The sequence below is a fragment of the Citrobacter sp. KH_055_1 genome (genome assembly GCF_057838705.1).
In genome coordinates this window covers 590853-617089 of record NZ_CM174473.1, presented here as the reverse complement: position 1 = coordinate 617089, position 26237 = coordinate 590853, and the positions used below count along the sequence as shown (strand labels likewise).

The window sequence follows — 26237 nt, the reverse complement described above, 5'->3', positions numbered from 1 at the left end:
CGGCGCAGAGCGTTACTGATGTCTGATTAACGCGCCAGCCACTGCTGTCCCAACAGGTCTGCCGTCAGAATAGCGGCATGCACGCTTTCAGGCGTCACCGGGAACGGCATGTTGTGAATGGTTTCACCTTCTGCGCAGGTGGCTTTGGCAACAGCATGAATTTTGTCGTCAATGCCGTCTTTCACGCCCATTTGCGCCAGGGTGACCGGCAGGCCGACTTTTTGACAGAACGCCAGCACGGTTTCGATCTCTTCCATCGGGCTGTTCTGCAACACCAGCTGCGCCAGCGTACCAAACGCGACTTTTTCGCCATGGTACAAATGGTGGCACTCTTCCAGAATCGTGAAGCCGTTATGAATCGCATGCGCCCCCGCGAGGCCGCTGCTTTCAAAACCAATACCGCTAAGATAGGTGTTCGCTTCCACAATGCGCTCCAGCGCATCGGTTACGACGCCTGCCTGCGCCGCGCAGCGGGCTTTTTCGCCTTCTGCCAGCAACGTATCATAACACAGGCGCGCCAGGCTCAATGCTGCCACGGTGGACTGTCCACCCGCCATGCTGGTCGCGCGGGCGTCATAACAGGCCTTCGCTTCAAACCAGGTAGAGAGCGCATCGCCCATCCCGGCAACCAACAAACGCACCGGTGCTTTGGCGATAATCGCGGTATCCATCACCACCATATCCGGGTTTTTCGGGTAGATCAGATACTCTTCAAACTCACCGGCTTCGGTATAAATGACCGACAGCGCGCTGGTTGGCGCATCGGTCGAGGCGATGGTCGGGATCACCACCACCGGCAGCTTCTGGTAATAGCCAATCGCTTTGGCGGTATCCAGCGTTTTGCCGCCGCCGATCCCGACCACGCCACGGCAACCGTGTTGCTTCAGAATGGCAATCAAACGATTAATTTCCACATGGCTGCATTCGCCGTTAAAGCGTTCCGCATGGCAGCTAATATCGTGATTATGCAGGCCATTGAGCACTTTCTCTCCCGCCAGATTCATCACGAAATCATCCGCAATCACAAAAAAGCTGTCCGCCAGATTTTTAGCATATTGACCAAATAAGATAGATGCATCAGGGCCCTGGAGATATTTGGCTGGAGATTGAATAACGTTTAGCATTCCTTTCATCCTCAAATAAGTACATGTTTTGACATGATGAGCCCTGGCATTGACCTGTTTAGCCTGATGCTAACGGCGAAAACAAAGCGCTACCGGAGCGATGCAATCACTGTATGGCGAGGCGAGTACAAAAAAATCATTCGTCTTTTTGTTCTGATATGAAACGGATAAAAGGAAAATACGTTCCATATTGAAACAATTAACCCTAAAAAAGATAAGGTTTGCGATCCCGATCCGTTCCTTTAGCCCATATTTCTGTCACGCAAAGAGGCCCGGTTTCGCCTTTTTGTTATCTAACGCCAGAATAACCGGCAAAAAAAAGCGCTCTGTCCCGAACAGCCCGCCCTGACGGCCGGTGAAAAAAGCCGCGTGGGTTCGCATTTAGCCATTTCCACTCGTCATTACGTTCCATTTAGGAACAAAAAACAGTTTTTACGTTCCGAAATGAAACTCATTTTACTTGAGTTTTTTTCCGCGCTGACTCGGCCAGAATCTCTCCATCGCCTCCGCTACCATGACCATGCATTCGGGGGTTTGTTTAATACTCAACCTGCCGGAGCCGTTATGTCTCAATTCTTTTTTAACCAGCGTACCCATCTCGTTAACGATGTCATCGACGGTACGATTATCGCCAGTCCGTGGAATAACCTGGCACGCCTGGAGAGCGATCCGGCCATCCGCATCGTGGTGCGTCGCGATCTCAACAAGGAGAACGTCGCGGTGATCTCCGGCGGTGGCTCAGGTCACGAACCCGCCCACGTTGGATTTATCGGTAAAGGCATGTTAACCGCCGCGGTTTGCGGTGACGTGTTTGCCTCCCCGAGCGTCGATGCGGTACTGACCGCCATTCAGGCGGTGACCGGTGAGGCAGGCTGCCTGCTGATCGTGAAGAACTACACCGGCGATCGCCTAAATTTTGGTCTGGCCGCCGAGAAAGCGCGTCGGCTCGGTTATAACGTCGAAATGCTGATCGTCGGCGACGACATTTCGCTACCGGATAACAAGCACCCACGCGGGATCGCTGGCACCATCCTGGTGCACAAAGTTGCCGGCTATTTCGCCGAACGTGGCTACAACCTCGCTACCGTGCTGCGTGAAGCGCAGTATGCGGCGAACAACACCTTCAGCCTGGGCGTCGCACTCTCCAGCTGTCATTTGCCACAGGAGACCGACGAGGCTCCGCGTCACCATCCGGGCCATGCAGAGCTGGGCATGGGCATTCACGGCGAGCCGGGTGCGTCGGTGATTGACACGCAAAACAGCGCGCAGGTGGTTAATCTGATGGTAGAGAAGCTGATGGCCGCCCTGCCGGAAACCGGCCGTCTGGCAGTGATGATCAATAACCTCGGCGGCGTTTCCGTTACCGAAATGGCCATCATTACCCGCGAACTGGCCAACAGCCCGCTGCACGAACGTATCGACTGGCTGATTGGCCCGGCCTCGCTGGTCACCGCGCTGGATATGAAAGGCTTCTCGCTGACCGCCATGGTGCTGGAAGAAAGCATCGAAAAAGCGCTGTTGACCGAAGTGGAAACCAGTAACTGGTCAACGCCCGTGCCCCCACGTGACATCACGACCGTGCCGTCATCTCAGCGCAGTGCACGCGTGGAATTTCAGCCTTCGGCTAACGAACAGGTTGCCGGGATTATTGAGCAAGTCACCGCAACGCTCGCCAATCTTGAAGCACACCTCAATGCGCTGGATGCGAAAGTCGGCGACGGCGATACCGGGTCAACCTTTGCCGCAGGTGCGCGTGAAATTGCCGACCTGCTACATCACCAGCAGCTTCCGCTGGCTAACCTTGCCACGTTGTTTGCACTGATTGGCGAGCGCCTGACCGTGGTCATGGGTGGCTCCAGCGGCGTATTGATGTCAATTTTCTTTACCGCCGCCGGACAAAAGCTGGAGCAGGGTGCCGGGGTCGCCGATGCGCTAAATACGGGGCTCGCCCAGATGAAGTTCTACGGTGGTGCAGATGAAGGCGATCGTACGATGATTGATGCGCTGCAGCCCGCGCTAACATCACTACTGGCACAACCACATAACCTGCAAGCCGCCTATGACGCTGCGCTGGCAGGCGCAGAAAGGACCTGCCTGTCGAGCAAAGCCAACGCCGGGCGCGCGTCGTATCTCAGCAGTGAGAGCCTGCTTGGTAATATGGACCCCGGCGCACACGCGGTGGCAATGGTGTTTAAAGCGCTGGCAGAGAGTGAGTTGGGCTAAGTTCTTCGTTCTACGGGTTATCAATGCCTGATGGCGCTACGCTTATCAGGCCTGCGGTTTGCTCGCTTTTGTAGGCCGGATAAGGCGCTTGCGCTGATATCCGGCGAAGAAATGCCTGATGGCGCTTCGCTTATCAGGCCTACGATTTGCTCACTTTTGTAGGCCGGATAAGGCGTTTGCGCCGCCATCCGGCGAAGAAAGGCTGTTGCGCTTCGCTTATCCGGCCTACGAAGTACGCACTCCGGCAAAACATTAACGATAAACGCGAAGTCCGCCCTCTACGCCCCGGCTAAACAGCACCTGCCAAAGCTCGATATCTCTGGCACGGAATGCCCCAGCACACGCGCATAAATAGTAATTAAACATCCTTTTGAAGGTCGCGGAATAACGCGACGACAGCGTCGGCCATGCCTGGTTAAACCGTTCATGCCAGGCCATCAGCGTTTTATCGTAGTCGCTGCCGAAGTTATGCCAGTCCTCCATCACAAACCGCGATTCGCTGGCCTCGGCAATGTGGGAAATCGCCGGTAAACAGCCGTTTGGGAAGATATATTTATTGATCCACGGATCCACACTCATCCCTTTTTTATTGCTGCCAATGGTATGCAGCAGGAACAGTCCATCGGGTTTTAAGCAGCGGTCGGCAATACTGAAATAGGTGTCGTAGTTTTTCGGGCCCACGTGTTCAAACATCCCCACGGAGACAATACGATCATAGTGTTTATCGAGGTCGCGATAATCCTGCAGCAGAATAGTGACATCCAGCCCGTCACAGCGCTGCTGCGCCATTTTCTGCTGTTCTTTCGAGATGGTAACCCCGTCTACCGCTACGCCATAATGGCGTGCGGCATATTCAGCCAGCCCGCCCCAGCCGCAACCGATATCCAGCAAACGCATGCCCGGTTGCAATTGCAGCTTCTCGCAAATCATTTTTAATTTGGCATTCTGCGCGTCGTCTAATGTTGTCGCGTCTTTCCAGTAGCCGCAGGAATATTGCATGTGGGGATCAAGCATCAGGGCGAAAAGATCGTTACCTATATCGTAGTGTTCTTTGCCGACAATCCAGGCACGGCTGCGTGATTGCAGATTAAACAAACGCGCGCTGGCAATGCGTAAAATATCTTTCAGATTGCCCGGCATTTTTTGGTCGAGTTTTGCTTTAAGGATTTTGCAGAACAGAATATCGAGCCGCTCGCAATCCCACCAGCCTTCCATATAGCTTTCACCCAGCCCTAACGAGCCTTGTTGCAGCACCCGTTTAAAGAAACCGGCATGGTGAAGTTGAATGTCCCAGGCGCGCGAACCATTAATCTGGATATCAGCCTGCTGGAGCAGGTCTTTCCCCATTCGGGTCCAGTTATCATTTGTTTCATTGACGATGACAGCATCAGAACACAGCGAATTCATGGTATTTACCAAAGGTGGACGAATAATTCTTACGCAAGATTATTATGGAAAACAGGGTGTATGTATTATGATTTGCGGACAAGATCTATCGAACAGAAGCCACATCACCGGAAGTATCAGGTATTTTTTATGGACACCCTCAGGCAAAAACAGTGGAGTTCTTTCCCGGATGATTCAATGGCGGAACTGCCGCAGGACGTGTACTTTCGTTCTTATGTCCTTGAAGCGAATAACCATGTTCCACCGCATTCACACGCATTTACCCAGTTTCATTTCGCCCGCAAGGGCAGCATGCGCATTGATGTCGCCGGTAAATGCTGGATAATTCCCGCACATTACGGTATCTGGATCCCGAATAATATTGAGCATGCGGTATGGGCGCTGGATGACGTGTATTTAGAGAATCTGGATATTAAGCCAGGCTTTCTTGAGAAGCGCATCGACGAGTGTAAAGTGGTGGCGATCAGTGATTTCGCCAGAGAGTTTATTCATTACGCCACCAACGTCATTTCAGGCCATTATGATAGCCAGTCAAAAGAAGGAAAACTGGTGAGCGTGCTGGTCGATATTATTTTGCAATTACCGGAAGTCGCCTTTGTATTACCCTGGCCGCAGGATGCAGAATTAACAAAAGTGTGCCGGACAATACAGGAATCTCCCGCACGGGAACACTCGGTGGAGTACTGGGCTAATCATCTTGGCATGTCCGCCCGGACTTTCTCGCGTCATTTCAAAAAAGAAACCGGGTTACCGTTCAGCGTCTGGAAGCAAAAGATGCGTATTCTGGAATCGGTGTTAATGCTGAAGAAAAATAAAAGCGTTACCGCCGTGGCGCTCGACGTGGGGTATTCGAGCACCGCGGCGTTTAGCTACGCGTTCCGCCAGGCATTTGGCGTTCCGCCGTCAAATTATTAATCAGCCGCTTTCCGCTGATGCCAGTAGGCTGCCGCACGCACCCGCTGCGGGTCAAACACCTCGGTTTCAAAGCGGGCGCTCAAATTTTTTACCACTTTCCCTTCGCCGGTTACCCAGATGAAATAATCGTCTGCAGGCACCGTCAGCCGAGCCAGCGCGTCATCCACCGCCTGTTCGTCATGCCCGACAAACCACTGGATAGCAAACCCATCCAGATGGGCAAGGTAGTCCTGATACGCCGCATCCTGCACGCTCACCAGCGCCGTGACGTTCGGGCGTCGCGCTAAACGACAGAGCGCTTCCAGGCGACGGCGCAATGCAGGCATTCCCGATTCATCGCACACATAAACCTGATACGCATACTCTTCCGGTACCACCAGCGAGCCGCGCGGTCCGCCAATCGTCAGTGTATCCCCTGCACGGGCATGCATCGCCCACGTACTCGCCACTCCACCGTCGTGAATATAAAAATCCAGCGCCAGTTCATGACGCGCATCATCGTATAGCGGCGTGTAATCCCGGGACGCAGGGCGCACACCGTCAGCCCAGACGATGCCCTCATCGGTAACCACCGGCGGCACAAAATGGCTGCCTGGCTCAGGAAAGAAAACTTTGGCGTGGTCATCAAAGCCGCGTGAGCTGAAGCCGTCCAGCGCCTCCCCGCCCAGCACGATGCGCTGAAAACCTGCGCTGATACGCTCAACGCGCAGGACGGTAAGTTCACGGAAGCGCAGTTCATTACGAACGCGCTGGGGGTAGCGTGAGGTGTTTTTTGTCATTTTTCGCCTTCGTGAGGATAATACGATATATCTAAATTAACATTCAAATGATAATGATTGCTAATAACAAAGATTGCAAGCATTTTTTTGATACACGCCACGGCGTAAATCCCCTTCTCACCATTGATAATAATTGACATAAAAATCAATCAATTAAAACACCAGCCTATCACGCACTTGCAAAATCATAACCTTTAGATATAAATTAGATATATCGAAATAACATCTGGAGACTACTATGCAAAACCACCATGACGGTTGCTGCAAACATGCAGATCACCCACACGAAGGTTGCTGCAAAGGCGAAGAACATCGCCACGAAGGCTGCAACAGTGAAGGACATCACCACGAGCACGGCTGCGGGCATCGCCATGGTCGCGGTGGCGGCGGGCGTCGTCAGCGTTTCTTCGGTCACGGCGAATTACGCCTGGTGATTCTGGATATTTTGACCCGCGATGCCAGCCACGGCTATGAGCTGATCAAAGCCATCGAAACGCTGACCCAGGGCCACTACACGCCGAGTCCAGGGGTGATTTATCCGACGCTGGATTTCTTGCAGGATCAAGAGCTGATTGTCATCAGCGAAGAGGAAGGTGGGCGTAAACAGATCACGATCACGGCGCAAGGCCTGCAGTGGCTGGAGGAAAATCGCGAGCATCTGGCGCTTATTCATGAACGCGTTAAAGCACGCTGCGTTGGCTTTGAATTACGTAAAAATCCGCAGATGAAACGCGCGCTGGAAAACTTTAAAGCCGTGCTGGATCTGCGGGTCAATCACGGTGACACCAGCGATGCACAGATCAAAAAAATCATCGGTATTATCGATCGCGCAGCGCTGGATATCGCTCAGCTGGATTAATCGGGTCATCGGGCGGAACCCGTTGTTCCGCCCGAATAGCGGTGCTTAATGCAACACCGTCACCGCATCTTCCAGGCGCCCGGCGCGATGTTTCACCCGCACTGAAATTTGCGCGCTCTCTTCAACCAGTTCGGCATTTTTCTGCGTAATGTTGCTCAACTCATTCACCGCGCGAGTCAGGCTGGTCAGCCCGTCTGCCTGTTCCAGCGTCGAATGGCTGATTTGTGCGATCAGTTGGGTGACGTTCTGTACCTGCGCCACAATGTCGTCCATCGTGCGGCCAGCGGCGTGAACCTGGCTGGATCCGGACTGCACCTTGTCGGCACTGGCATCAATCAGCTTGCGGATGTCATTCGCCGCACTGGCGCTCCGGCTGGCAAGATGGCGTACTTCCCCTGCCACGACGGCAAACCCTTTCCCCTGCTCGCCCGCTCGCGCCGCTTCAACCGCCGCATTCAATGCCAGGATATTGGTCTGGAAAGCAATATCGTTAATCAGCGTGGTGATGGTGCCGATACGCTGGGTGCTGCTGGCGATATCGTCCATCGTTTTGATCACCGTCTCCATCGCCTCGCCTCCCTGCGTTGCCGCACTGCTGGCGGCAATCGAGAGTTTGTCAGCCGCAGATGCTGTCGCCGAGTTTTGCTTCACCGACGCCGCCATCTGGTTCATCGTCGTCACCGTTTCCTGCACGTTTTCAACCGTTTGCTGGGTGTGCTTGTTTAAATCATCGCTACCTTTTGCCAGCGTATCGCTGTCGTTACGCACGCAGGAAACCTGGCTTGAAACGTCGTGAATAAGCCAGCGGCACATTAATCCCAGTTGCCCCACCGCCCGCAGCATCAGGCCCAACTCATCGCTGCGGTTCAGGTGCGTCACGCTGTTGCGCTCGCCGGTCGCCACTTTCAGCGCCTGGCGGGCGACATTTTCTATCGGGCGTACAATTTGCCATTCGAAAATCGCCGTACCCGCCAGCATCACCAGCGCACTCACCAGCAGCAGCGGCCACGCCGCGCCCATTTGCTGCAACGCTGCCGCCAGCACGGCAAACATCAGTGTCATCACGCTGCGCACCCGCCAGCGAACCGGCAGCGCCGGCAGCTTTCCCAGCCAACTTTTACGCACCACGAGTCCCTTATGGATGCGTTTGTTGCAACGTCCTTCATTTAGCGCCTGATACAACGGCTCGACCGCCGCAATCTCCTCCTGCGTCGCCCGGGTTCGAATCGACATATACCCGGTCATTCGCCCTTCACGTACCATCGGCACCGCATTGGCTCGCACCCAGTAGTGATCGCCGTTTTTACAGCGATTTTTTACAATGCCGCTCCATGGCTCCCCCTGTTGCAGCGTGTACCACATATCAGCAAATGCCGCCTTGGGCATGTCCGGGTGACGAACCTGATTATGCGGCTTGCCGAGCAGCTCGCTCAGCTGATAGCCGCTAACCTGGACAAACGTGTCATTCGCATGAGTGATGTAGCTTTGTAAATCGGTAGTCGACATGAGGGTAATATCATCATCCAGCGGAGTATGCTGCTGACTAACGTAGGGATCAGAAGACATGGTTGCGTCCTATGCAGGTTATCTGGTTGTTAACTTTTTCGGCATATGTTATTTCGGCGATAATTTTTTTATCTTTAGTTGTTAAATTTGATTTAGATCGCAATTTGCGATTAAACCTCAGAATTTGTATGTTTTCTAATTCATTGATTTAAAATACTTTCATCCTGTAACTATTCAATCAGGCTTCACTCTGCGCACCGTCACAGTGCAACTTCTGCCTGTTTTTGGCGCAGAAGATCGCGTATCTCACCTGTTTTCAGAGAGTCAACCTGGGCAAAATACCGCCAAATGTTAACTTTTGGCATTAAATGTTTCGCAAATGAAATGTATCCTGGTGTTTATCCCGATTTTCGTTAAGCGCGCCGGGATGGCGTAATCCCTGCAATACTTAATTCAGTATCATGTGATACGCGAACTCCGGGAGCATATTTTGAACAGGTTACCTTCCAGCGCATCGGCCCTGGCCTGCAGCGCACACGCACTGAACCTCATCGAAAAGCGAACGCTTGATCATGAGGAAATGAAAGCACTTAACCGAGAGGTCATTGAATACTTCAAAGAGCATGTCAATCCGGGGTTCTTAGAGTATCGAAAATCTGTAACTGCCGGCGGGGATTACGGAGCCGTAGAGTGGCAAGCGGGAAGCCTGAATACGCTTGTCGACACCCAGGGACAGGAATTTGTTGACTGCCTGGGCGGTTTTGGAATTTTCAACGTGGGGCACCGTAATCCAGTAGTGGTCTCCGCCGTACAGAATCAACTCGCTAAACAACCTCTGCACAGCCAGGAATTACTTGACCCCTTGCGGGCCATGTTGGCGAAAACGCTCGCCGCACTGGCGCCCGGCAAGCTGAAATACAGCTTCTTTTGCAACAGCGGAACCGAGTCGGTTGAAGCGGCGCTGAAGCTGGCGAAAGCCTATCAATCGCCACGCGGCAAATTTACGTTTATTGCCACCAGCGGCGCGTTCCACGGTAAATCGCTGGGCGCACTGTCCGCGACGGCCAAATCCACGTTCCGTAAACCGTTTATGCCATTGCTGCCGGGCTTCCGTCATGTTCCGTTTGGTGACATTGACGCGATGCGTACCATGCTCAGCGAGTGTAAAAAGACCGGTGATGATGTAGCTGCCGTGATCCTCGAGCCGATTCAGGGTGAAGGTGGCGTGATCCTGCCACCGCAGGGATACCTGACCGCCGTGCGCAAACTGTGCGACGAGTTTGGCGCGCTGATGATCCTTGATGAAGTGCAAACCGGCATGGGTCGTACTGGCAAGATGTTCGCCTGCGAGCACGAAAACGTGCAGCCCGACATTATGTGTCTGGCGAAAGCGCTAGGCGGCGGCGTAATGCCTATCGGTGCGACCATCGCTACCGAAGAGGTGTTCTCCGTACTGTTCGATAACCCATTCCTGCACACCACCACCTTTGGCGGCAACCCGCTTTCCTGTGCGGCGGCACTCGCAACCATCAATGTCCTGCTGGAGCAGAATTTACCGGCTCAGGCAGAACAAAAAGGCGATATGTTGCTGGATGGCTTCCGACATCTGGCGCGGGAATACCCGGATCTGGTGCAGGACGTACGCGGTAAAGGCATGCTGATGGCGATCGAATTTGTTGATAATGAGATCGGCTACAACTTTGCCAGCGAGATGTTCCGCCAGAGGGTGTTGGTTGCCGGAACGCTGAACAACGCGAAGACGATCCGCATCGAACCGCCGCTCACGTTAACCATCGAACAATGTGAGTTGGTATTACGCTCAACGCGTAAAGCGCTGGCCGCATTACGCGTCAGCGTGGAGCAAGTGTGACAGACGCCGGATGGCGCTGCACTTTTCCGGCCTACGGGATCACATGTAGGCCGGATAGGGCGTAGCCGCCATCCGGCAGCATAACACGCTTACACAATCCGCACGCCTGCGGGCATCACGCGCTCTGGCGTCAACAGCACGCTTTCACTGCCATCGTCCGTTTCCGCACACAACAGCATGCATTCTGACGTTTCGCCGCGCATTTTTGCTTTTTGCAGATTACACAACACCACCACCGTTTTCCCCATCAGCTCATCTTCGCGGTAGTAAGGCACCAGGCTGGTCACGGTTTGCAGCGTTCGTTCGCCGACATCGACCTGAACGATGTAGAGTTTATCGGCATTGTCATGACGCTTTACCTGGGTAATTTTTCCCACGCGAATATCCATTCGGGCGAAATCCGTAAATGCGATCGTGTCCATTCTTTTCTCCTTTGGTAAAATTTTACTAAATGTTAGCAAAAAACCGTCCTGGCATTGTTCTCAAAAGCCGTAAAATGATGTGCCCATCACACTCTGAAAGCGGGGTTTTACCGTGAATATGTCAATTAGAGGTACTTTTTTTACTGAAAACAGGTGAATAGATAAGCACTTCATTTACAATGCGGGGGTAACTCAGGGAAAAGGTAAACATGGCAACACTTAAAGACATCGCAATCGAAGCTCGTGTATCCCTGGCGACAGTGTCCCGGGTGTTAAATGATGATCCGACGCTAAACGTAAAAGAAGAAACCAAGCGTCGCATTCTGGAGATCGCGGAAAAGCTGGAGTACAAAACCAGCAGCGCGCGTAAACACCAGACCAGTACGGTCGGCCCCCAGCATATTCTGGCGCTCTACAGCTACCAGCAGGATTTGGAAATCAACGATCCTTACTATCTCGCTATACGACACGGGATTGAAACGCAATGTGAAAAGCTGGGGATCGAACTAACCAACTGCTATGAACACAGCGGGTTGCCCGACCATAAAAATATTACCGGCATTCTCATCGTTGGTAAGCCATCTCCTGCCCAGCGCGCTGCAGCAACCGCGCTGACCGACAACATCTGCTTTATCGACTTTCATGAACCCGGTAGCGACTATGATGCCGTCGATATCGATCTGACCCGCATCAGCAAAGAGAGTATCGATTTTTTCATCGCCCAGGGCGTGACCCGCATTGGCTTCATCGGCGGTGAAGACGAGCCGGGCAAAGCGGATATCCGCGAGGCCGCGTTTGTCGAATACGGTCGCCTGCAGCAGGTGGTCTCGGAACACGATATCTATCGTGGCGGATTCTCCAGCTCGTCAGGTTATGAGTTGGCGAAAAAAATGCTGGCCAAAGAAGATTATCCCAGCGCCCTGTTTGTCGCCTCAGACTCAATCGCCATTGGCGTTCTGCGCGCAATTCACGAACGTGGCCTGGCGATTCCACAGGATATTTCGCTGATTAGCGTCAATGACATTCCGACGGCACGATTCACCTTCCCTCCACTGTCCACCGTGCGTATCCATTCAGAAATGATGGGCAGTCAGGGCGTTAACCTGCTGTTTGAAAAAGCCCGTGACGGACGCGCGCTGCCGCTGCTGGTTTTCGTGCCCAGCAAGCTGAAACTGCGCGGCACCACCCGCTAACCTCCCTTTTTTCGCGCCCGGTTTCTTCTGATACCGGGCATGCGTTGTCATGCCTTGTTTTTCTCTGCACGGGTTATTTTCGTGATCAAGTTAAAGTAAATCATCTTACCCGCTATATTTTAGTAAAACTTTTACTAAAATCACCTGCAATACCACTTACTCACCATCACTTTGAATGGTTCCGATTTCTCTCCACCGGGAGGCCTTATGAATCGCTGGGAAAACATTCAGCTCACCCACGAAAATCGACTGGCGCCACGCGCATACTTTTTCTCTTATGACTCGGTTGCGCAGGCTCGCTCGTTTGCCCGTGAAACCAGCAGCCTTTTTCAACTGCTAAGCGGTCAGTGGAATTTTCAGTTCTTTGAGCATCCGCTGCAGGTGCCAGAAGCCTTTACGTCGCAGTATATGCACGACTGGGGCAGCATCACCGTCCCCGGCATGTGGCAGATGGAAGGACACGGCAAGCTGCAATATACCGACGAAGGTTTCCCGTTCCCGATTGATGTGCCCTACGTCCCCACCGATAACCCGACCGGTGCATATCAGCGGATGTTTACCCTCAGCGAAGGCTGGCAGGGAAAACAAACGCTGATTAAGTTCGACGGCGTTGAAACCTACTTCGAAGTGTACGTCAACGGCCAGTACGTGGGCTTCAGCAAGGGCAGTCGTCTGACGGCCGAATTTGATATCAGCGCAATGGTGCACACCGGTGACAACCTGCTGTGTGTGCGCGTGATGCAGTGGGCAGACTCTACCTACGTTGAAGACCAGGATATGTGGTGGTCTGCGGGGATCTTCCGCGACGTCTATCTGGTGGGCAAGCAGGCGACCCATATTCAGGATTTTACCGTTCGTACCGAGTTCGATGATAACTACCGTGATGCCACTCTCTCCTGCGACATTGTGCTGGAAAACCTTGCCGATTCACCGGCACAGACCTCGCTGGAATACACCTTATTTGACGGCGAGCGGGTGCTGCACAGCGGTGTTATCAGTCATCTGACTCTCGATAAGCTCACCCGTACTGCCTTTGATTTCGAGGTTAGTGCGCCACAGCAGTGGTCGGCTGAGTCGCCGTATCTTTATCATTTAGTGATGACGTTAAAAGATGCCAGCGGCAATATTATTGAGGTGGTTCCGCAGCGCGTCGGATTCCGCGACATTACGATCCGCGACGGGCTGTTTTACATCAACAACCACTACGTAATGCTGCACGGTGTTAACCGCCACGATAACGATCATCTGAAAGGCCGCGCGGTCGGAATGGATCGGGTCGAAAAAGATCTGCTGCTGATGAAGCAGCACAACATTAACTCGGTGCGTACCGCGCATTACCCGAACGATCCGCGCTTCTATGAGCTGTGCGATATCTACGGCCTGTTTGTGATGGCCGAGACCGACGTCGAATCCCACGGCTTCGCCAACGTCGGCGATATCAGTCGCATCACCGACGATCCGACCTGGGAACCGGTATACGTTGAGCGCATCGTGCGCCACATCCACGCACAGAAAAACCATCCGTCGATCGTCATCTGGTCACTGGGCAACGAATCCGGGTACGGCTGTAATATTCGTGCCATGTACCACGCTGCGAAAGCGCTGGATAACACGCGTCTGGTGCATTACGAAGAAGATCGCGACGCCGAAGTGGTGGACATTATTTCCACCATGTATACCCGCGTGCCGCTGATGAATGAGTTTGGTGAATATCCGCATCCAAAACCACGCATCATCTGCGAATACGCCCACGCCATGGGTAACGGCCCCGGCGGGCTGACGGAATATCAAAACGTTTTTTACCAGCACGATTGCATTCAAGGACACTATGTCTGGGAATGGTGCGACCATGGCATTCAGGCAAAAGATGATAACGGCAACGTCTGGTATAAATTTGGCGGTGACTACGGCGACTACCCGAATAACTACAACTTCTGCCTCGACGGCCTGATTTACCCCGATCAAACACCGGGACCGGGTCTGAAAGAGTATAAGCAGGTGATCGCCCCAGTGAAGGTCTACGCGAAGGACCTGACGCGCGGTGAACTGCGTGTCGCCAATAAGCTGTGGTTCACCACGCTTGACGACTACACCCTGCAAATTGAAGTGCGGGCCGAAGGAGAAACGCTCTCCACGCAGCGGATTAAACTTCACGACGTGGCCCCCAACAGCGACGCACTGCTGCACTGCACGCTGCCGACGCTGGATGAGAGGGAAGCCTTTCTCAATGTCATCGTCAGCAAAGACTCCCGCACGTCCTACAGCGACGCCGGGCACCATATTGCCACTTACCAGTTCCCGCTGAAGGCCAGAACCGCTACGCCAGTGCCGTTTAGTCAGCAAAACGCCAGCGCCCTGACGCTGGAAGACGATCGCCTGCGCTGCACCGTTCGCGGCTATAACTTCGCGATAACCTTCTCAAAGCTGAACGGGAAGCCGATCAGCTGGAACGTGAATGGCGAAGAGCTCATTACCCGCGAGCCGAAGATAAATTTCTTCAAGCCGACGATTGATAACCACAAACAGGAGTTCGAAGGTCTCTGGCAGCCAAATCATTTACAGATTATGCAGGAGCATCTGCGGGATTTTGCCCTCGAACACACTGACAATGCGGTGGTGATTACCAGTCAGACGATCATCGCCCCGCCGGTATTTGATTTCGGTATGCGTTGCACCTACCGCTGGCGGGTAACGGTCGACGGTCAGCTGAATGTTGAGCTTTCCGGTCAGCCTTACGGCGAGTATCCGCACATTATTCCGTGCATTGGCTTCACCATGGGCATCAACGGTGATTTGGGGCAAGTCGCGTATTACGGACGTGGTCCGGGCGAGAATTACGCCGACAGCCAGCAGGCCAACATTATCGATATCTGGCGTTCGACCGTGGATGCGATGTTCGAGAACTACCCGTTCCCCCAAAACAACGGCAATCGCCAGGATGTGCGCTGGGCAGCGCTGACCAACCGCCATGGCAACGGTCTGCTGGTCGTCCCGCAACGTCCTGTCAATTTAAGTGCCTGGCGCTATACGCCCGAAAATCTCTTTGCCGCACAGCACTGCAATGAACTCCAGCGCAGCGATGACATCACTCTGAATCTGGACCATCAGCTACTGGGCCTGGGTTCCAACTCCTGGGGAAGCGAGGTGCTCGACTCCTGGCGCGTCTGGTTCCGCGAGTTCAACTACGGCTTTACGTTGCTGCCCATTTCCGGCACCGAGGCCACCGTTCAGACCACTGCTAATCGCGCCTTTGGCACGGAGTTCTTTTCCACGAATTTGCACAGCGAGAATACAAAATGAGGATCATCGATAACTTAGAGCAGTTCCGACAACTCTACGCTTCAGGTCGGAAGTGGCAGCGCTGCGTTGAGGCGATTGAAAATATCGACAACATTCAGCCCGGCGTCGCCCATTCCATCGGTGATTCGCTCACTTACCGCGTGGAGACCGACTCCGCTACCGATGCGCTGTTTACCGGTCATCGCCGTTACTTTGAGGTGCATTACTACCTGCAAGGGCAGCAAAAAATTGAGTATGCCGCCAAAGAGGATTTACAGGTGGTTGAATACTATCGCGATGAAACCGATCGCGAATACCTGAAGGGATGCGGAAAAACGGTAGAAGTACACGAAGGGCAGCTGGTTATTTGCGACAACCACGAAGCCTACCGCTTTATCTGTAATAGCGCGGTGAAGAAAGTCGTACTCAAAGTCACCATCGAAGATGGTTATTTTCATAATAAATAAAAAGACAGGCGGCACAGAAGTTGTGCCGCCAGTACCCTACAATAATCAGGAATCGGAGATGTGCTATGTCTGATACCAAGCGTAATACCATCGGCAAGTTCGGCTTACTGTCGCTGACCTTTGCCGCCGTTTATAGTTTTAACAACGTAATCAATAATAATATTGAGCTTGGTCTGGCATCTGCACCGATGTTTTTCCTCGCCACGATTTTCTACTTTATTCCGTTCTGCTTAATCATTGCCGAATTTGTTTCACTGAACAAAAACTCCGAAGCCGGTGTTTACGCATGGGTAAAAAGCTCACTGGGCGGGCGCTGGGCATTTATTACCGCCTACACCTACTGGTTCGTTAACCTGTTCTTTTTTACCTCGTTACTTCCGCGCGTAATCGCCTATGCCTCCTATGCATTTTTAGGCTACGAATACATTTTGACGCCGTTCGCTACCACCGTGTTAAGTATGGTGCTGTTTGCCTTCTCAACCTGGGTTTCGACCAACGGCGCAAAAATGCTCGGGCCGATTACCTCCGTCACTTCCACGCTGATGCTGCTGTTGACGCTGTCTTATATTTTACTGGCGGGGACTGCGTTGGTTGGCGGCGTACAGCCTGCCGATCCCATCACCGTGGATGCCATGATCCCGAATTTTAACTGGGCCTTCCTCGGTATTACGACCTGGATTTTTATGGCGGCAGGCGGCGCGGAGTCCGTGGCGGTGTACGTCAACGACGTGAAGGGTGGCTCAAAATCATTTGTGAAAGTGATTATTATCGCCGGGATTTTTATCGGTGTGCTTTACTCAATCTCCTCAGTACTGATCAACGTTTTTGTCAGCAGCAAAGAGCTGAAGTTTACCGGTGGCTCGGTGCAGGTATTCCACGGTCTGGCCGCATACTTCGGCTTACCTGAGCTGGTGGTTAACCGCTTTGTCGGTCTGGTGTCCTTTACCGCAATGTTTGGGTCACTGCTGATGTGGACCGCAACGCCGGTTAAAATTTTCTTCTCCGAAATCCCGGAAGGTATTTTTGGCAAGAAAACCGTCGAACTGAATGAAAACGGCGTTCCCGCTCGCGCAGCCTGGATCCAGTTTTTGATCGTGATACCGCTGATGATTATCCCCACGCTCGGTTCGAATACCGTGCAGGATTTAATGAATACCATCATTAACATGACCGCTGCGGCATCCATGCTGCCTCCGCTGTTTATTATGCTGGCCTATTTGAATCTGCGCGCCAAGCTGGACCACTTACCGCGCGACTTCCGCATGGGATCGCAAAAAACCGGGATTATCGTGGTATCGATGCTGATTGCCCTGTTCACCATTGGATTTATCGCTTCAACGTTCCCAACCGGCGGCAACATTATCACCATTATTTTCTATAACGTCGGTGGTATTGTTATTTTCCTCGGTTTTGCCTGGTGGAAATACAGTAAATACATCAAAGGACTAACCAAAGAAGAAAAAGCCATTGAAGCCGCACCAGCTTCAGACAGTCATTAATTCATAAAACATAATAACAATAAACAATATTCGCCAAGGCTATAACAATAAAAACATTATTTTATTTTGCTTAGGATAGAAGCATGAAAATCAATAGCCATTGTTGCAGGGTATTTATTGCCCTGCCCTTTTTCTGTGTCTCCTCTCTGGGTGCAGAAGAAGTGCGACCGGCAGAACACGACGACACAAAAACGCCCGCAATATCCTCTCCCTCATTTCGTTTTTATGGCGAACTGGGAATGGGGGGATATATGGATTTAGAGGGACAGGATAAACATAAATACAGTGACGGAACCTATATCGAAGGGGGCCTGGAAATTAAACACGGCTCGTGGTTTGGTCTGATCTATGGCGAAGGCTGGACCGTACAGGCGGATCACCAGGGAAACGCCTGGGTGCCCGATCATAGCTGGGGCGGGTTTGAAGGCGGAATTAACCGATTTTACGGCGGTTACCGCACCGATGACGGCACGGAGCTAATGCTCAGCCTGCGCCAGGACTCATCGCTCGATGACCTGCAATGGTGGGGAGACTTCACGCCGGATCTGGGCTACGTCATCCCCAACACGCGCGACATCATGACCGCCATTAAGGTGCAAAACCTGACCGGCCCGCTGCGTTATAGCGTGACCGCCACGCCTGCCGGACATCATGATGAAAGCAAGGCCTGGCTGCACTTCGGCAAATACGATCGCTACGACGATAAGTATACCTATCCGGCCATGATGAATGGCTACATCCAGTACGACCTGACCGAAGGCGTAACCTGGATGAACGGTCTGGAGATCACCGACGGCACCGGACAACTGTTCCTGACCGGCCTTCTCTCGCCTAACTTTGCTGCGCGCGCCTGGCATCACACCGGACGCGCCGACGGCCTGGATGAATGGGGTACAGAGACCGGCTATATGGTCAGTGCCATGTATGAAGCGCTCAAAGGCGTCTACCTCTCCACCGCCTACAGCTATGCCAAACATCGGCCAGACAACGCCGAGGATGAAACCACCTCTTTTATGCAGTTCGGTATCTGGTATGAATACGGCAGCGGTCGTTTCGCCACCGCCTTCGACAGCCGGTTCTATATGCAAAATGCATCTGGCGACCCGAGCGACCAGATCTTCCTGATGCAATATTTCTATTGGTAACAAGGACCGGAATACCATGAACATGACACCTATTCTTACGCCGCTGGCGTGTGGGCTGCTGATGAGTTTTTCCTCACTGGCAGCTAACGTAGACAGCGTTAAAAACGTCATCAATCGCACCGGCGCGCCAGGTTATATGCACGACTACGATTATGACGACCATCAGCGTTTTAATCCCTTTTTCGACCTCGGCGCATGGCACGGACACCTGTTGCCGGATGGCCCTGCAACAATGGGCGGCTTCCCTGGCGTGGCGCTACTGACGGAAGAGTACATCAACTTTATGGCCACAAATTTTGACCGGCTGACGGTGTACCAGAACGGTAAAAAGGTCGATTTCACTCTCGAGGCTTACAGCCTGCCCGGCGCACTGGTACAGAAACTGTCATCCACTGCGGTGCAGATCGAGATGACGCTGCGCTTTGCCAGTTCACATACCTCACTACTGGAAACCAAAATCACTAGCAATACGCCGCTGGATCTGGTGTGGGACGGAGAGTTACTGGAAAAGCTGGAAGCGAAAGAGGGAAAACCCCTCTCCGATAAAACCATTGATGACGAGTATCCGGACTACCAGCGAAAAATAATCGCTACGCGCGACGGCCTGAAGGTCACCTTCGGTAAAGTGCGATCAACCTGGGATCTGCTGACCTCCGGCGAGTCGGAGTATCAGGTACACAAATCACTTGCCATGAACACCACTGTTGATGGCCACCGATTTACCAGTAAAGCGCATATCAATGGCTCTACCACGCTTTACACCACCTATTCACATCTGTTGACCGCGCAGGAGGTCAGCAAAGAACAGGCGCAGATCCGCGATATTCTGGCGCGCCCGTCTTCTTACATGCTCGCCTCACAGCAGCGCTGGGAATCCTATCTCAAAAAAGGTTTAAACAACCCGGATGCCACCCCAGAACAAACCCGCGTGGCGGTGAAGGCTATCGAAACGCTGAACGGTAACTGGCGCTCACCGGGTGGTGCGGTTAACTACAATACCGTGACGCCGTCGGTAACGGGCCGCTGGTTCTCTGGCAACCAGACCTGGCCGTGGGACACCTGGAAGCAGGCGTTTGCAATGGCGCACTTTAACCCGGATATCGCGAAAGAAAATATTCGCGCTGTTTTCTCGTGGCAGGTTAAACCCGGCGATCCGGTGCGCCCACAGGACGCGGGATTTATTCCCGATCTGATTGCCTGGAACCTCAGCCCGGAACGCGGTGGTGATGGCGGTAACTGGAACGAGCGCAATACCAAGCCCAGCCTGGCGGCATGGTCGGTGATGGAAGTCTACAACGTCACCAAAGACAAATCCTGGCTCGAAGAAATGTACCCGAAACTGGTGGCATACCACGACTGGTGGCTGCGTAACCGCGATCATAACGGCAACGGCGTTCCAGAGTACGGCGCCACTCGCGATAAAGCGCACAACACCGCCAGCGGCGAGATGCTGTTCACGGTGAAAAAGGGTGACAAAGAAGAAACCCTGTCAGGGCTGCAAAACTATGCCGCTGTTACCCGCAACGGCCAGTATGACAGCCTGGAGATCCCGGCGCAGGTCGCCGCCTCGTGGGAATCCGGACGTGACGACGCCGCGGTGTTTGGTTTTATCGACAAAGAACAACTGGATAAGTACGTCGCTAACGGTGGCAAACGCAGCGACTGGGTGGTGAAATTCGCTGAAAATCGCAGCCACGACGGAAAATTACTGGGCTATTCGCTACTCCAGGAGTCGGTCGATCAGGCCAGCTACATGGTCAGCGATAACCATTACCTGGCGGAAATGGCGACCCTGCTCGGGAAAACGCAGGAGGCGAAACGCTATCAGGCGCTGGCGACGAAACTGACGGATTACATCAATACCTGTATGTTCGATGCGAATACGCAGTATTTCTATGACGTTCGCATTGAAGATAAGCCGCTGGCAAACGGCTGTGCCGGAAAACCGATTGTCGAACGTGGGAAAGGGCCGGAAGGCTGGTCACCGCTGTTTAACGGCGCGGCCACGCAGTCTCATGCTGACGCGGTGGTGAAGGTGATGCTCGACCCGAAAGAGTTCAACACCTTTGTGCCGCTGGGCACCGCGGCGCTCACCAACCCGGCTTTCGGCCCGGATATTTACTGGCGTGGGCGCGTGTGGGTGGATCAGTTCTGGTTTGGCTTAAAAGGCATGGCGCGCTACGGCTACCGCGATGAAGCGCTGAAAATGGCGGATACGTTCTTCAACCATGCCAAAGGACTCACTGCGGACGGCCCAATTCAGGAAAACTATAACCCGCTGACCGGCGCGCAACAGGGTGCCCCCAACTTCTCCTGGAGCGCGGCGCATCTGTACATGTTGTATAATGATTTTCTTAAAAAACAGTAAGCTGTGACCTATTGCCGGATAAAGTGCTTGCACCGACATCCGGCAAATTCTTTCTCTGGCCCCACTCCTTTTTTGAATCCCATCACAATCACGGCATTCCCCTTTTCCCTTTTGCGCCGCGACGGCTAAATTAGTAACTCATCCGACCACATAACAATAATTTTACATACTGGACACCATTATGAGCTATCCGTCGCTGTTCGCCCCGCTCGATCTGGGATTCACCACGCTTAAAAACCGCGTGTTGATGGGTTCAATGCATACCGGTCTGGAAGAGTATCCCGATGGCGCAGAACGGCTGGCCGCGTTCTACGCCGAGCGCGCCCGTCACGGCGTCGCTCTGATTGTGAGCGGCGGTATTGCCCCTGCGCTTTCCGGCGTGGGTATGGAAGGCGGCGCGATGTTAAACGATGCCAGCCAGTTACCACATCACCGCGTAATTACCGACGCGGTGCATGACGAAGGCGGCAAAATCGCGCTGCAAATTCTGCATACCGGACGTTATAGCTATCAGCCGCACCTCGTCGCGCCCTCCGCTATTCAGGCGCCGATCAACCGCTTTACCCCGCATGAGCTGACCCACGATGAAGTCCTGCAACTGATTGAGGATTTTGCCCATTGCGCACAGCTGGCGCGGGAAGCAGGCTACGACGGCGTAGAGGTCATGGGCTCGGAAGGCTATCTGATCAACGAATTTCTCACCCTGCGCACCAACCAGCGGACTGACCAATGGGGCGGCGATTACGCCAACCGCATGCGATTTGCCGTCGAGGTGGTACGGGCCGTTCGTCAACGTGCCGGTAACGACTTTATTATTATCTTTCGTCTGTCGATGCTCGACCTGGTGGAAAATGGCGGCACGTTTGACGAAACCGTCCAGCTGGCGAAATCCATTGAGGCGGCAGGTGCTACGATCATCAACACCGGGATCGGCTGGCACGAAGCACGGATCCCGACCATCGCCACGCCGGTGCCGCGCGGGGCGTTTAGCTGGGTGACGCGCAAGCTGAAAGGTCACGTAACGGTACCACTGGTCACCACTAACCGCATTAATGATCCGGGCGTTGCCGACGCTATTCTGGCCCGTGGTGATGCTGATATGGTGTCGATGGCACGCCCGTTCCTCGCCGATGCCGAGCTGCTGTCAAAAGCGCAAAGCGGGCGAGCGGATGAGATCAACACCTGCATAGGCTGTAATCAGGCCTGTCTGGATCAGATCTTCGTCGGCAAAGTGACGTCCTGCCTGGTGAATCCCCGCGCCTGTCATGAAACCAAAATGCCGATCGTAGCGGCGACACATCTGAAGAATCTGGCGGTAGTCGGTGCCGGTCCTGCGGGGCTCGCCTTTGCCATCAACGCCGCTTCACGCGGTCATCAGGTCACGTTGTTTGATGCCAACGCGGAGATCGGCGGACAGTTCAATATCGCCAAACAGATCCCCGGCAAAGAAGAATTTTACGAAACATTGCGCTATTACCGCCGGATGATCGACGTCACCGGCGTGACGCTGAAGCTGAATCATTTTGTCACCGCAGACGATCTGCTCTCGTTTGATGAAGTGATCCTCGCCAGCGGGATCGAACCACGCACGCCGCTGATCGTCGGCATCGATCATCCTAAGGTACTGACCTATCTTGATGTCTTACGTGATAAAACGCCGGTAGGTCAACGCGTGGCGATTATCGGCAGCGGCGGGATCGGCTTTGATACCGCCATGTATCTGAGCCAGCCCGGCGAGCCCACCAGCCAAAACATTGCAGAATTCTGCGTGGAATGGGGAATCGATACCAGCCTCCAGCAAGCAGGTGGTTTACGCCCGGAAGGGCCACAGCTATCCCGTAGCCCGCGCCAGATAGTCATGTTGCAGCGTAAAGCCAGTAAACCGGGACAAGGGTTAGGTAAAACCACGGGCTGGATCCATCGCGCCGCCCTGCTGTCTCGTGGAGTGAAAATGATCCCGGCGGTGAGCTATCAGAAGATCGATGATGATGGACTGCACGTGTTGATCAACGGCGAGCCTCAGCTCCTGAACGTGGATCATGTGGTAATTTGTGCAGGTCAGGAACCTCGTCGTGGACTGGTCGATCCGCTGCATGCGGCCGGTAAAACAGTACATCTGATCGGCGGGTGTGATGTGGCGTTAGAACTGGATGCCCGACGCGCCATCGCGCAAGGCACCCGACTGGCGCTGGAAATTTAACGTTATGTCTTTCGTTGGCCGGATAAGGTAATTACACACATCATTGCCTGATGGCGCTACGCTTATCAGGCCTACGAGGCAGTTCGTTGTAGGCCTGATAAGGTGTTAACCACCATCCGGCATCAGCGATTAGCGGCGACGCCCTAATTTCACCGCTTTCAGCACCACAAATTTGTTGTTGGTGGCGATGGTTTCGCAGTTACCGAAAATCTTCTTCAGCTTGTGGAAGTAGTCGAGATGACGGTTCGCCACGATATACAGCTCGCCGTTAATCTTCAGGCAACGGCGGGCGTGGTGGAACATCTCCCACGCAATGTTATCAGTCAGTGCGTGCTTCTGATGGAACGGCGGGTTACACAGCACAGCGTTATAGCGGAACGGTTCCACGCCAGACAGCGCGTTGTTGATCATAAACTCGCAGCGGTCCAGCGCGTCTGGCATGTTGGTTTCCACGTTCAGGCGGCTGGACGCCACCGCCATCGGCGATTCATCCACAAACACCACGCTCGCTTGCGGGTTCTTCTCCAGCAACGTCAGACCCACTACGCCATTACCGCAACCGAGATCGACAATCTCACCTTCCAGATTGTCCGGCAGATGTTCGATAAAGAAACGTGCGCCAATATCCAGCCCGGTACGGGAGAAGACGTTAGCGTGATTGTGGATCGTCCAGTCGGTGCCTTCCAGCTTCCAGCTCAGCGTTTGTGAGGCGTCAGCCAGTTCAGGATTGCTGAACGTACAGTTGATCAGACGGGCTTTTTTCCATGCCAGCGTGGTGGTGGTTGGGCCCAGCACCTTTTCAAACAGCTCAAGCGTCGAGGTATGCACATCGCGCGCCTTCGCCCCGGCGATAATACGCGTTTGCGGCGTGACGACCAGGCGTAACGCACGCAACTGCTGTTCCAGCAGCGCCATGGTTTTTGGCAGCTTAATCAGTACCACGCCCGGCGCCTGTGGGTAATCGACCGTGCTGTCGAGGAACTGGACGCTGGATTCGGCAATGTCGTTATGACGCAGGTTTTCACGCGTTGCCAGTTCGCTTAAATAAGAGTCGCCAATGCTGTACGGCGAATGTTCCGCCAGCGCACAGCCCAGCGCACCGAAGGTATCATTCAGGAGCAGCACCGGGCCGCTAATCTCGGTATCGTCCAGCTGTTGCAGCAGATATTCATCTGCAGCTTCCCACGCCAGCAGCGGGTTAACGTCATCCGTTTCCGGGAAACGTTTAAGTGACAGCGAACGGAAACCGTTGTCTATGTGGCTCATCGGCCCTCCTGAATGGTAAAATTTCGGCGTATCCCTGAAAAGGGTGCGTGAGTATACACTTTTTATACTTTATATGGGGCACAAATGAGTCAGTTGACCTATCTGCAGGGCTACCCGGAGCATTTACTTGATCAGGTTCGAACCTTGATCAGCGAGCAACATCTGGGCGCGGTCCTGGAAAAGCGTTATCCGGGTACGCATGACTTCGCGACCGATAAGGCGCTCTGGCAATATACCCAGGATCTGAAAAGTCAGTTTCTGCGCAATGCCCCACCGCTCAATAAAGTGATGTATGACAGTAAGATCCACGTGTTGAAGAATGCGCTTGGACTGCATACTGCCGTCTCTCGCGTGCAGGGCGGCAAGCTGAAAGCAAAAGCGGAAATTCGCGTCGCCACCGTATTTCGCAACGCCCCGGAACCTTTTTTACGCATGATCGTGGTTCATGAACTGGCGCATCTGAAAGAAAAAGAACACGACAAAGCGTTTTACCAGCTGTGCTGCCATATGGAACCTCAGTATCACCAACTGGAGTTCGACACCCGCCTGTGGTTAACGCAACAATCGCTAAAGCAAACTGCGCAGTAGCGCACTGGCTTTGTCAGCAAGGCATGCTAAATTGGCGCAAGGATCCCTTTTCGCAGCCTGAAGGCCTTTATGATACGTTTCGCAGTGATTGGCACAAACTGGATCACCCGCCAGTTTGTGGATGCCGCCCATGAAACCGGCAAATATAAGTTAACCGCAGTCTATTCCCGCAGCCTTGAACAGGCGCAAAGCTTCGCTAACGATTATCTCGTCGAGCATTTGTTTACTTCGCTGGATGCAATGGCGCAGAGTGACGCTATTGATGCAGTGTATATCGCCAGCCCAAACTCTCTGCACTTCCCGCAGACCGAGCTGTTCTTACGCCATAAAAAGCACGTCATTTGTGAGAAACCGCTGGCATCAAACCTGGCAGAAGTCGATGCCGCTATCGCCTGCGCTCGGGAAAATCAGGTGGTGCTGTTTGAGGCGTTTAAAACCGCCTGCCTGCCCAATTTCCTGCTGCTGCAGCAATCTCTGCCCAAGGTAGGAAATGTCAGAAAGGCGTTTATCAATTACTGCCAGTACTCTTCACGCTACCAGCGTTATCTGAACGGTGAAAATCCGAATACCTTTAATCCGGCGTTCTCAAATGGCTCGATTATGGATATCGGCTTTTACTGCCTGGCTTCGGCGGTTGCGCTGTGGGGCGAACCGCAGAGCGTACAGGCCAGCGCCAGCCTGCTGGCAAGCGGTGTTGATGCCCACGGCGTTGTGGTGCTGAACTACGGTGATTTCAGCGTCACATTACAGCATTCCAAAGTGAGCGACTCGGTGCTGGCCAGCGAGATTCAGGGCGAATCAGGGTCACTGGTCATTGAGAAAATCTCCGAATGCCAGAAAGTCTGTTTTGTTCCGCGTGGTGGAAAAACGCAGGATCTGACGGTGCCTCAGCACATCAATACTATGCTGTATGAGGCAGAGCGCTTTGCTCATCTGGTTGAATCCGGCGAAGTGGATCACCCGGCACTGGCTGTCAGTCGCATTACCGCTAAGCTGCAAACGGAAATTCGCCGCCAGACCGGGGTCGTTTTCCCAGCAGATAGCGCGAATACGTCGCTGATTGCGTAAAACTGTGTAAAACAAATGTTGCAGGCCATTGACTGAAAGCGTGGCCTGTAATACTTTGT

Annotated in this window: 18 protein-coding genes and 1 pseudogene; 13 read left to right on the top strand and 6 right to left on the bottom strand. The window is 53.5% G+C overall.

Annotated elements, in window-relative coordinates:
- Positions 1–26: 26 nt before the first annotated feature.
- On the bottom strand, positions 27–1124 hold the full coding sequence (locus AC3ITF_RS03050; protein WP_115257445.1) for a glycerol dehydrogenase: 1098 nt from the start codon (positions 1122–1124) through the stop codon (positions 27–29).
- Between the two features lie 564 nt (positions 1125–1688).
- Between AC3ITF_RS03050 and AC3ITF_RS03045 the strand changes: the two genes are divergently transcribed.
- Positions 1689–3347, top strand: coding sequence for a glycerone kinase (locus tag AC3ITF_RS03045; RefSeq protein WP_135911370.1), 1659 nt, complete (start codon positions 1689–1691; stop codon positions 3345–3347).
- A 252-nt stretch (positions 3348–3599) separates the two neighbouring features.
- Here AC3ITF_RS03045 and cfa read toward each other — a convergent pair whose 3' ends face one another.
- Entirely contained in the window at positions 3600–4754 is a 1155-nt protein-coding gene (gene cfa, locus AC3ITF_RS03040; RefSeq protein ID WP_096755602.1) for a cyclopropane fatty acyl phospholipid synthase, read from the bottom strand.
- A 67-nt stretch (positions 4755–4821) separates the two neighbouring features.
- Here cfa and AC3ITF_RS03035 point away from each other — a divergent pair.
- Positions 4822–5669 (top strand): annotated as a pseudogene (locus tag AC3ITF_RS03035) (helix-turn-helix domain-containing protein).
- Here AC3ITF_RS03035 and AC3ITF_RS03030 read toward each other — a convergent pair.
- A complete protein-coding gene (locus AC3ITF_RS03030) occupies positions 5666–6448 on the bottom strand; it encodes a siderophore-interacting protein (RefSeq protein ID WP_489176117.1) in 783 nt (260 codons plus the stop codon). The pseudogene AC3ITF_RS03035 and the gene AC3ITF_RS03030 sit on opposite strands and share 4 nt — an antisense overlap.
- Before the next feature lie 238 nt (positions 6449–6686).
- Between AC3ITF_RS03030 and AC3ITF_RS03025 the strand changes: the two genes are divergently transcribed.
- Complete coding sequence (locus AC3ITF_RS03025) at positions 6687–7307, top strand: PadR family transcriptional regulator (RefSeq protein ID WP_181490940.1); 621 nt, start codon at positions 6687–6689, stop codon at positions 7305–7307.
- Positions 7308–7352: 45 nt separating this feature from the next.
- Here AC3ITF_RS03025 and AC3ITF_RS03020 read toward each other — a convergent pair whose 3' ends face one another.
- A complete protein-coding gene (locus AC3ITF_RS03020; RefSeq protein ID WP_096755599.1) occupies positions 7353–8873 on the bottom strand; it encodes a methyl-accepting chemotaxis protein in 1521 nt (506 codons plus the stop codon).
- Between the two features lie 430 nt (positions 8874–9303).
- Between AC3ITF_RS03020 and ygjG the strand changes: the two genes are divergently transcribed.
- Positions 9304–10683, top strand: coding sequence for a putrescine aminotransferase (gene ygjG, locus AC3ITF_RS03015; protein ID WP_168246938.1), 1380 nt, complete (start codon positions 9304–9306; stop codon positions 10681–10683).
- 89 nt (positions 10684–10772) lie between these two features.
- On the opposite strand, the gene AC3ITF_RS03010 is transcribed toward ygjG, so the two are convergent.
- Positions 10773–11105, bottom strand: a complete 333-nt coding sequence (locus tag AC3ITF_RS03010; protein WP_489176116.1) for a tRNA-binding protein — start codon at positions 11103–11105, stop codon at positions 10773–10775.
- Between the two features lie 209 nt (positions 11106–11314).
- Between AC3ITF_RS03010 and ebgR the strand changes: the two genes are divergently transcribed.
- From ebgR to AC3ITF_RS02975, 7 genes are all read left to right on the top strand, one after another.
- Entirely contained in the window at positions 11315–12298 is a 984-nt protein-coding gene (gene ebgR / locus AC3ITF_RS03005; protein WP_096755596.1) for a transcriptional regulator EbgR, read from the top strand.
- Positions 12299–12505: 207 nt separating this feature from the next.
- Positions 12506–15598, top strand: a complete 3093-nt coding sequence (gene ebgA, locus AC3ITF_RS03000; RefSeq protein WP_279277616.1) for a beta-galactosidase subunit alpha — start codon at positions 12506–12508, stop codon at positions 15596–15598.
- On the top strand, positions 15595–16044 hold the full coding sequence (locus AC3ITF_RS02995; protein WP_115257437.1) for a beta-galactosidase subunit beta: 450 nt from the start codon (positions 15595–15597) through the stop codon (positions 16042–16044). Before ebgA ends, AC3ITF_RS02995 begins: the two co-directional genes overlap by 4 nt.
- A 65-nt stretch (positions 16045–16109) precedes the next feature.
- Positions 16110–17543, top strand: coding sequence for an amino acid permease (locus tag AC3ITF_RS02990; protein ID WP_096755593.1), 1434 nt, complete (start codon positions 16110–16112; stop codon positions 17541–17543).
- Between the two features lie 83 nt (positions 17544–17626).
- Positions 17627–18688 (top strand): protein YgjJ, encoded by a 1062-nt coding sequence (ygjJ, locus tag AC3ITF_RS02985; RefSeq protein WP_115257434.1) that lies wholly within the window; start codon positions 17627–17629, stop codon positions 18686–18688.
- A 16-nt stretch (positions 18689–18704) separates the two neighbouring features.
- A complete protein-coding gene (gene ygjK, locus AC3ITF_RS02980; protein ID WP_117342708.1) occupies positions 18705–21056 on the top strand; it encodes an alpha-glucosidase in 2352 nt (783 codons plus the stop codon).
- 181 nt (positions 21057–21237) lie between these two features.
- Positions 21238–23256, top strand: coding sequence for an oxidoreductase (locus AC3ITF_RS02975; protein ID WP_489176115.1), 2019 nt, complete (start codon positions 21238–21240; stop codon positions 23254–23256).
- Between the two features lie 129 nt (positions 23257–23385).
- Here the strand turns inward: AC3ITF_RS02975 and rlmG are convergent, their stop codons facing one another.
- Positions 23386–24522, bottom strand: a complete 1137-nt coding sequence (gene rlmG, locus AC3ITF_RS02970) for a 23S rRNA (guanine(1835)-N(2))-methyltransferase RlmG (protein WP_181498642.1) — start codon at positions 24520–24522, stop codon at positions 23386–23388.
- Positions 24523–24606: 84 nt separating this feature from the next.
- On the opposite strand from rlmG, the gene AC3ITF_RS02965 reads away from it, so the two are divergent.
- Together AC3ITF_RS02965 and AC3ITF_RS02960 are read left to right on the top strand one after the other, a co-directional pair.
- Entirely contained in the window at positions 24607–25110 is a 504-nt protein-coding gene (locus AC3ITF_RS02965; protein WP_489176114.1) for a M48 metallopeptidase family protein, read from the top strand.
- A 69-nt stretch (positions 25111–25179) separates the two neighbouring features.
- Positions 25180–26178, top strand: a complete 999-nt coding sequence (locus AC3ITF_RS02960) for a Gfo/Idh/MocA family protein (RefSeq protein ID WP_096755587.1) — start codon at positions 25180–25182, stop codon at positions 26176–26178.
- Positions 26179–26237 lie beyond the last annotated feature (59 nt).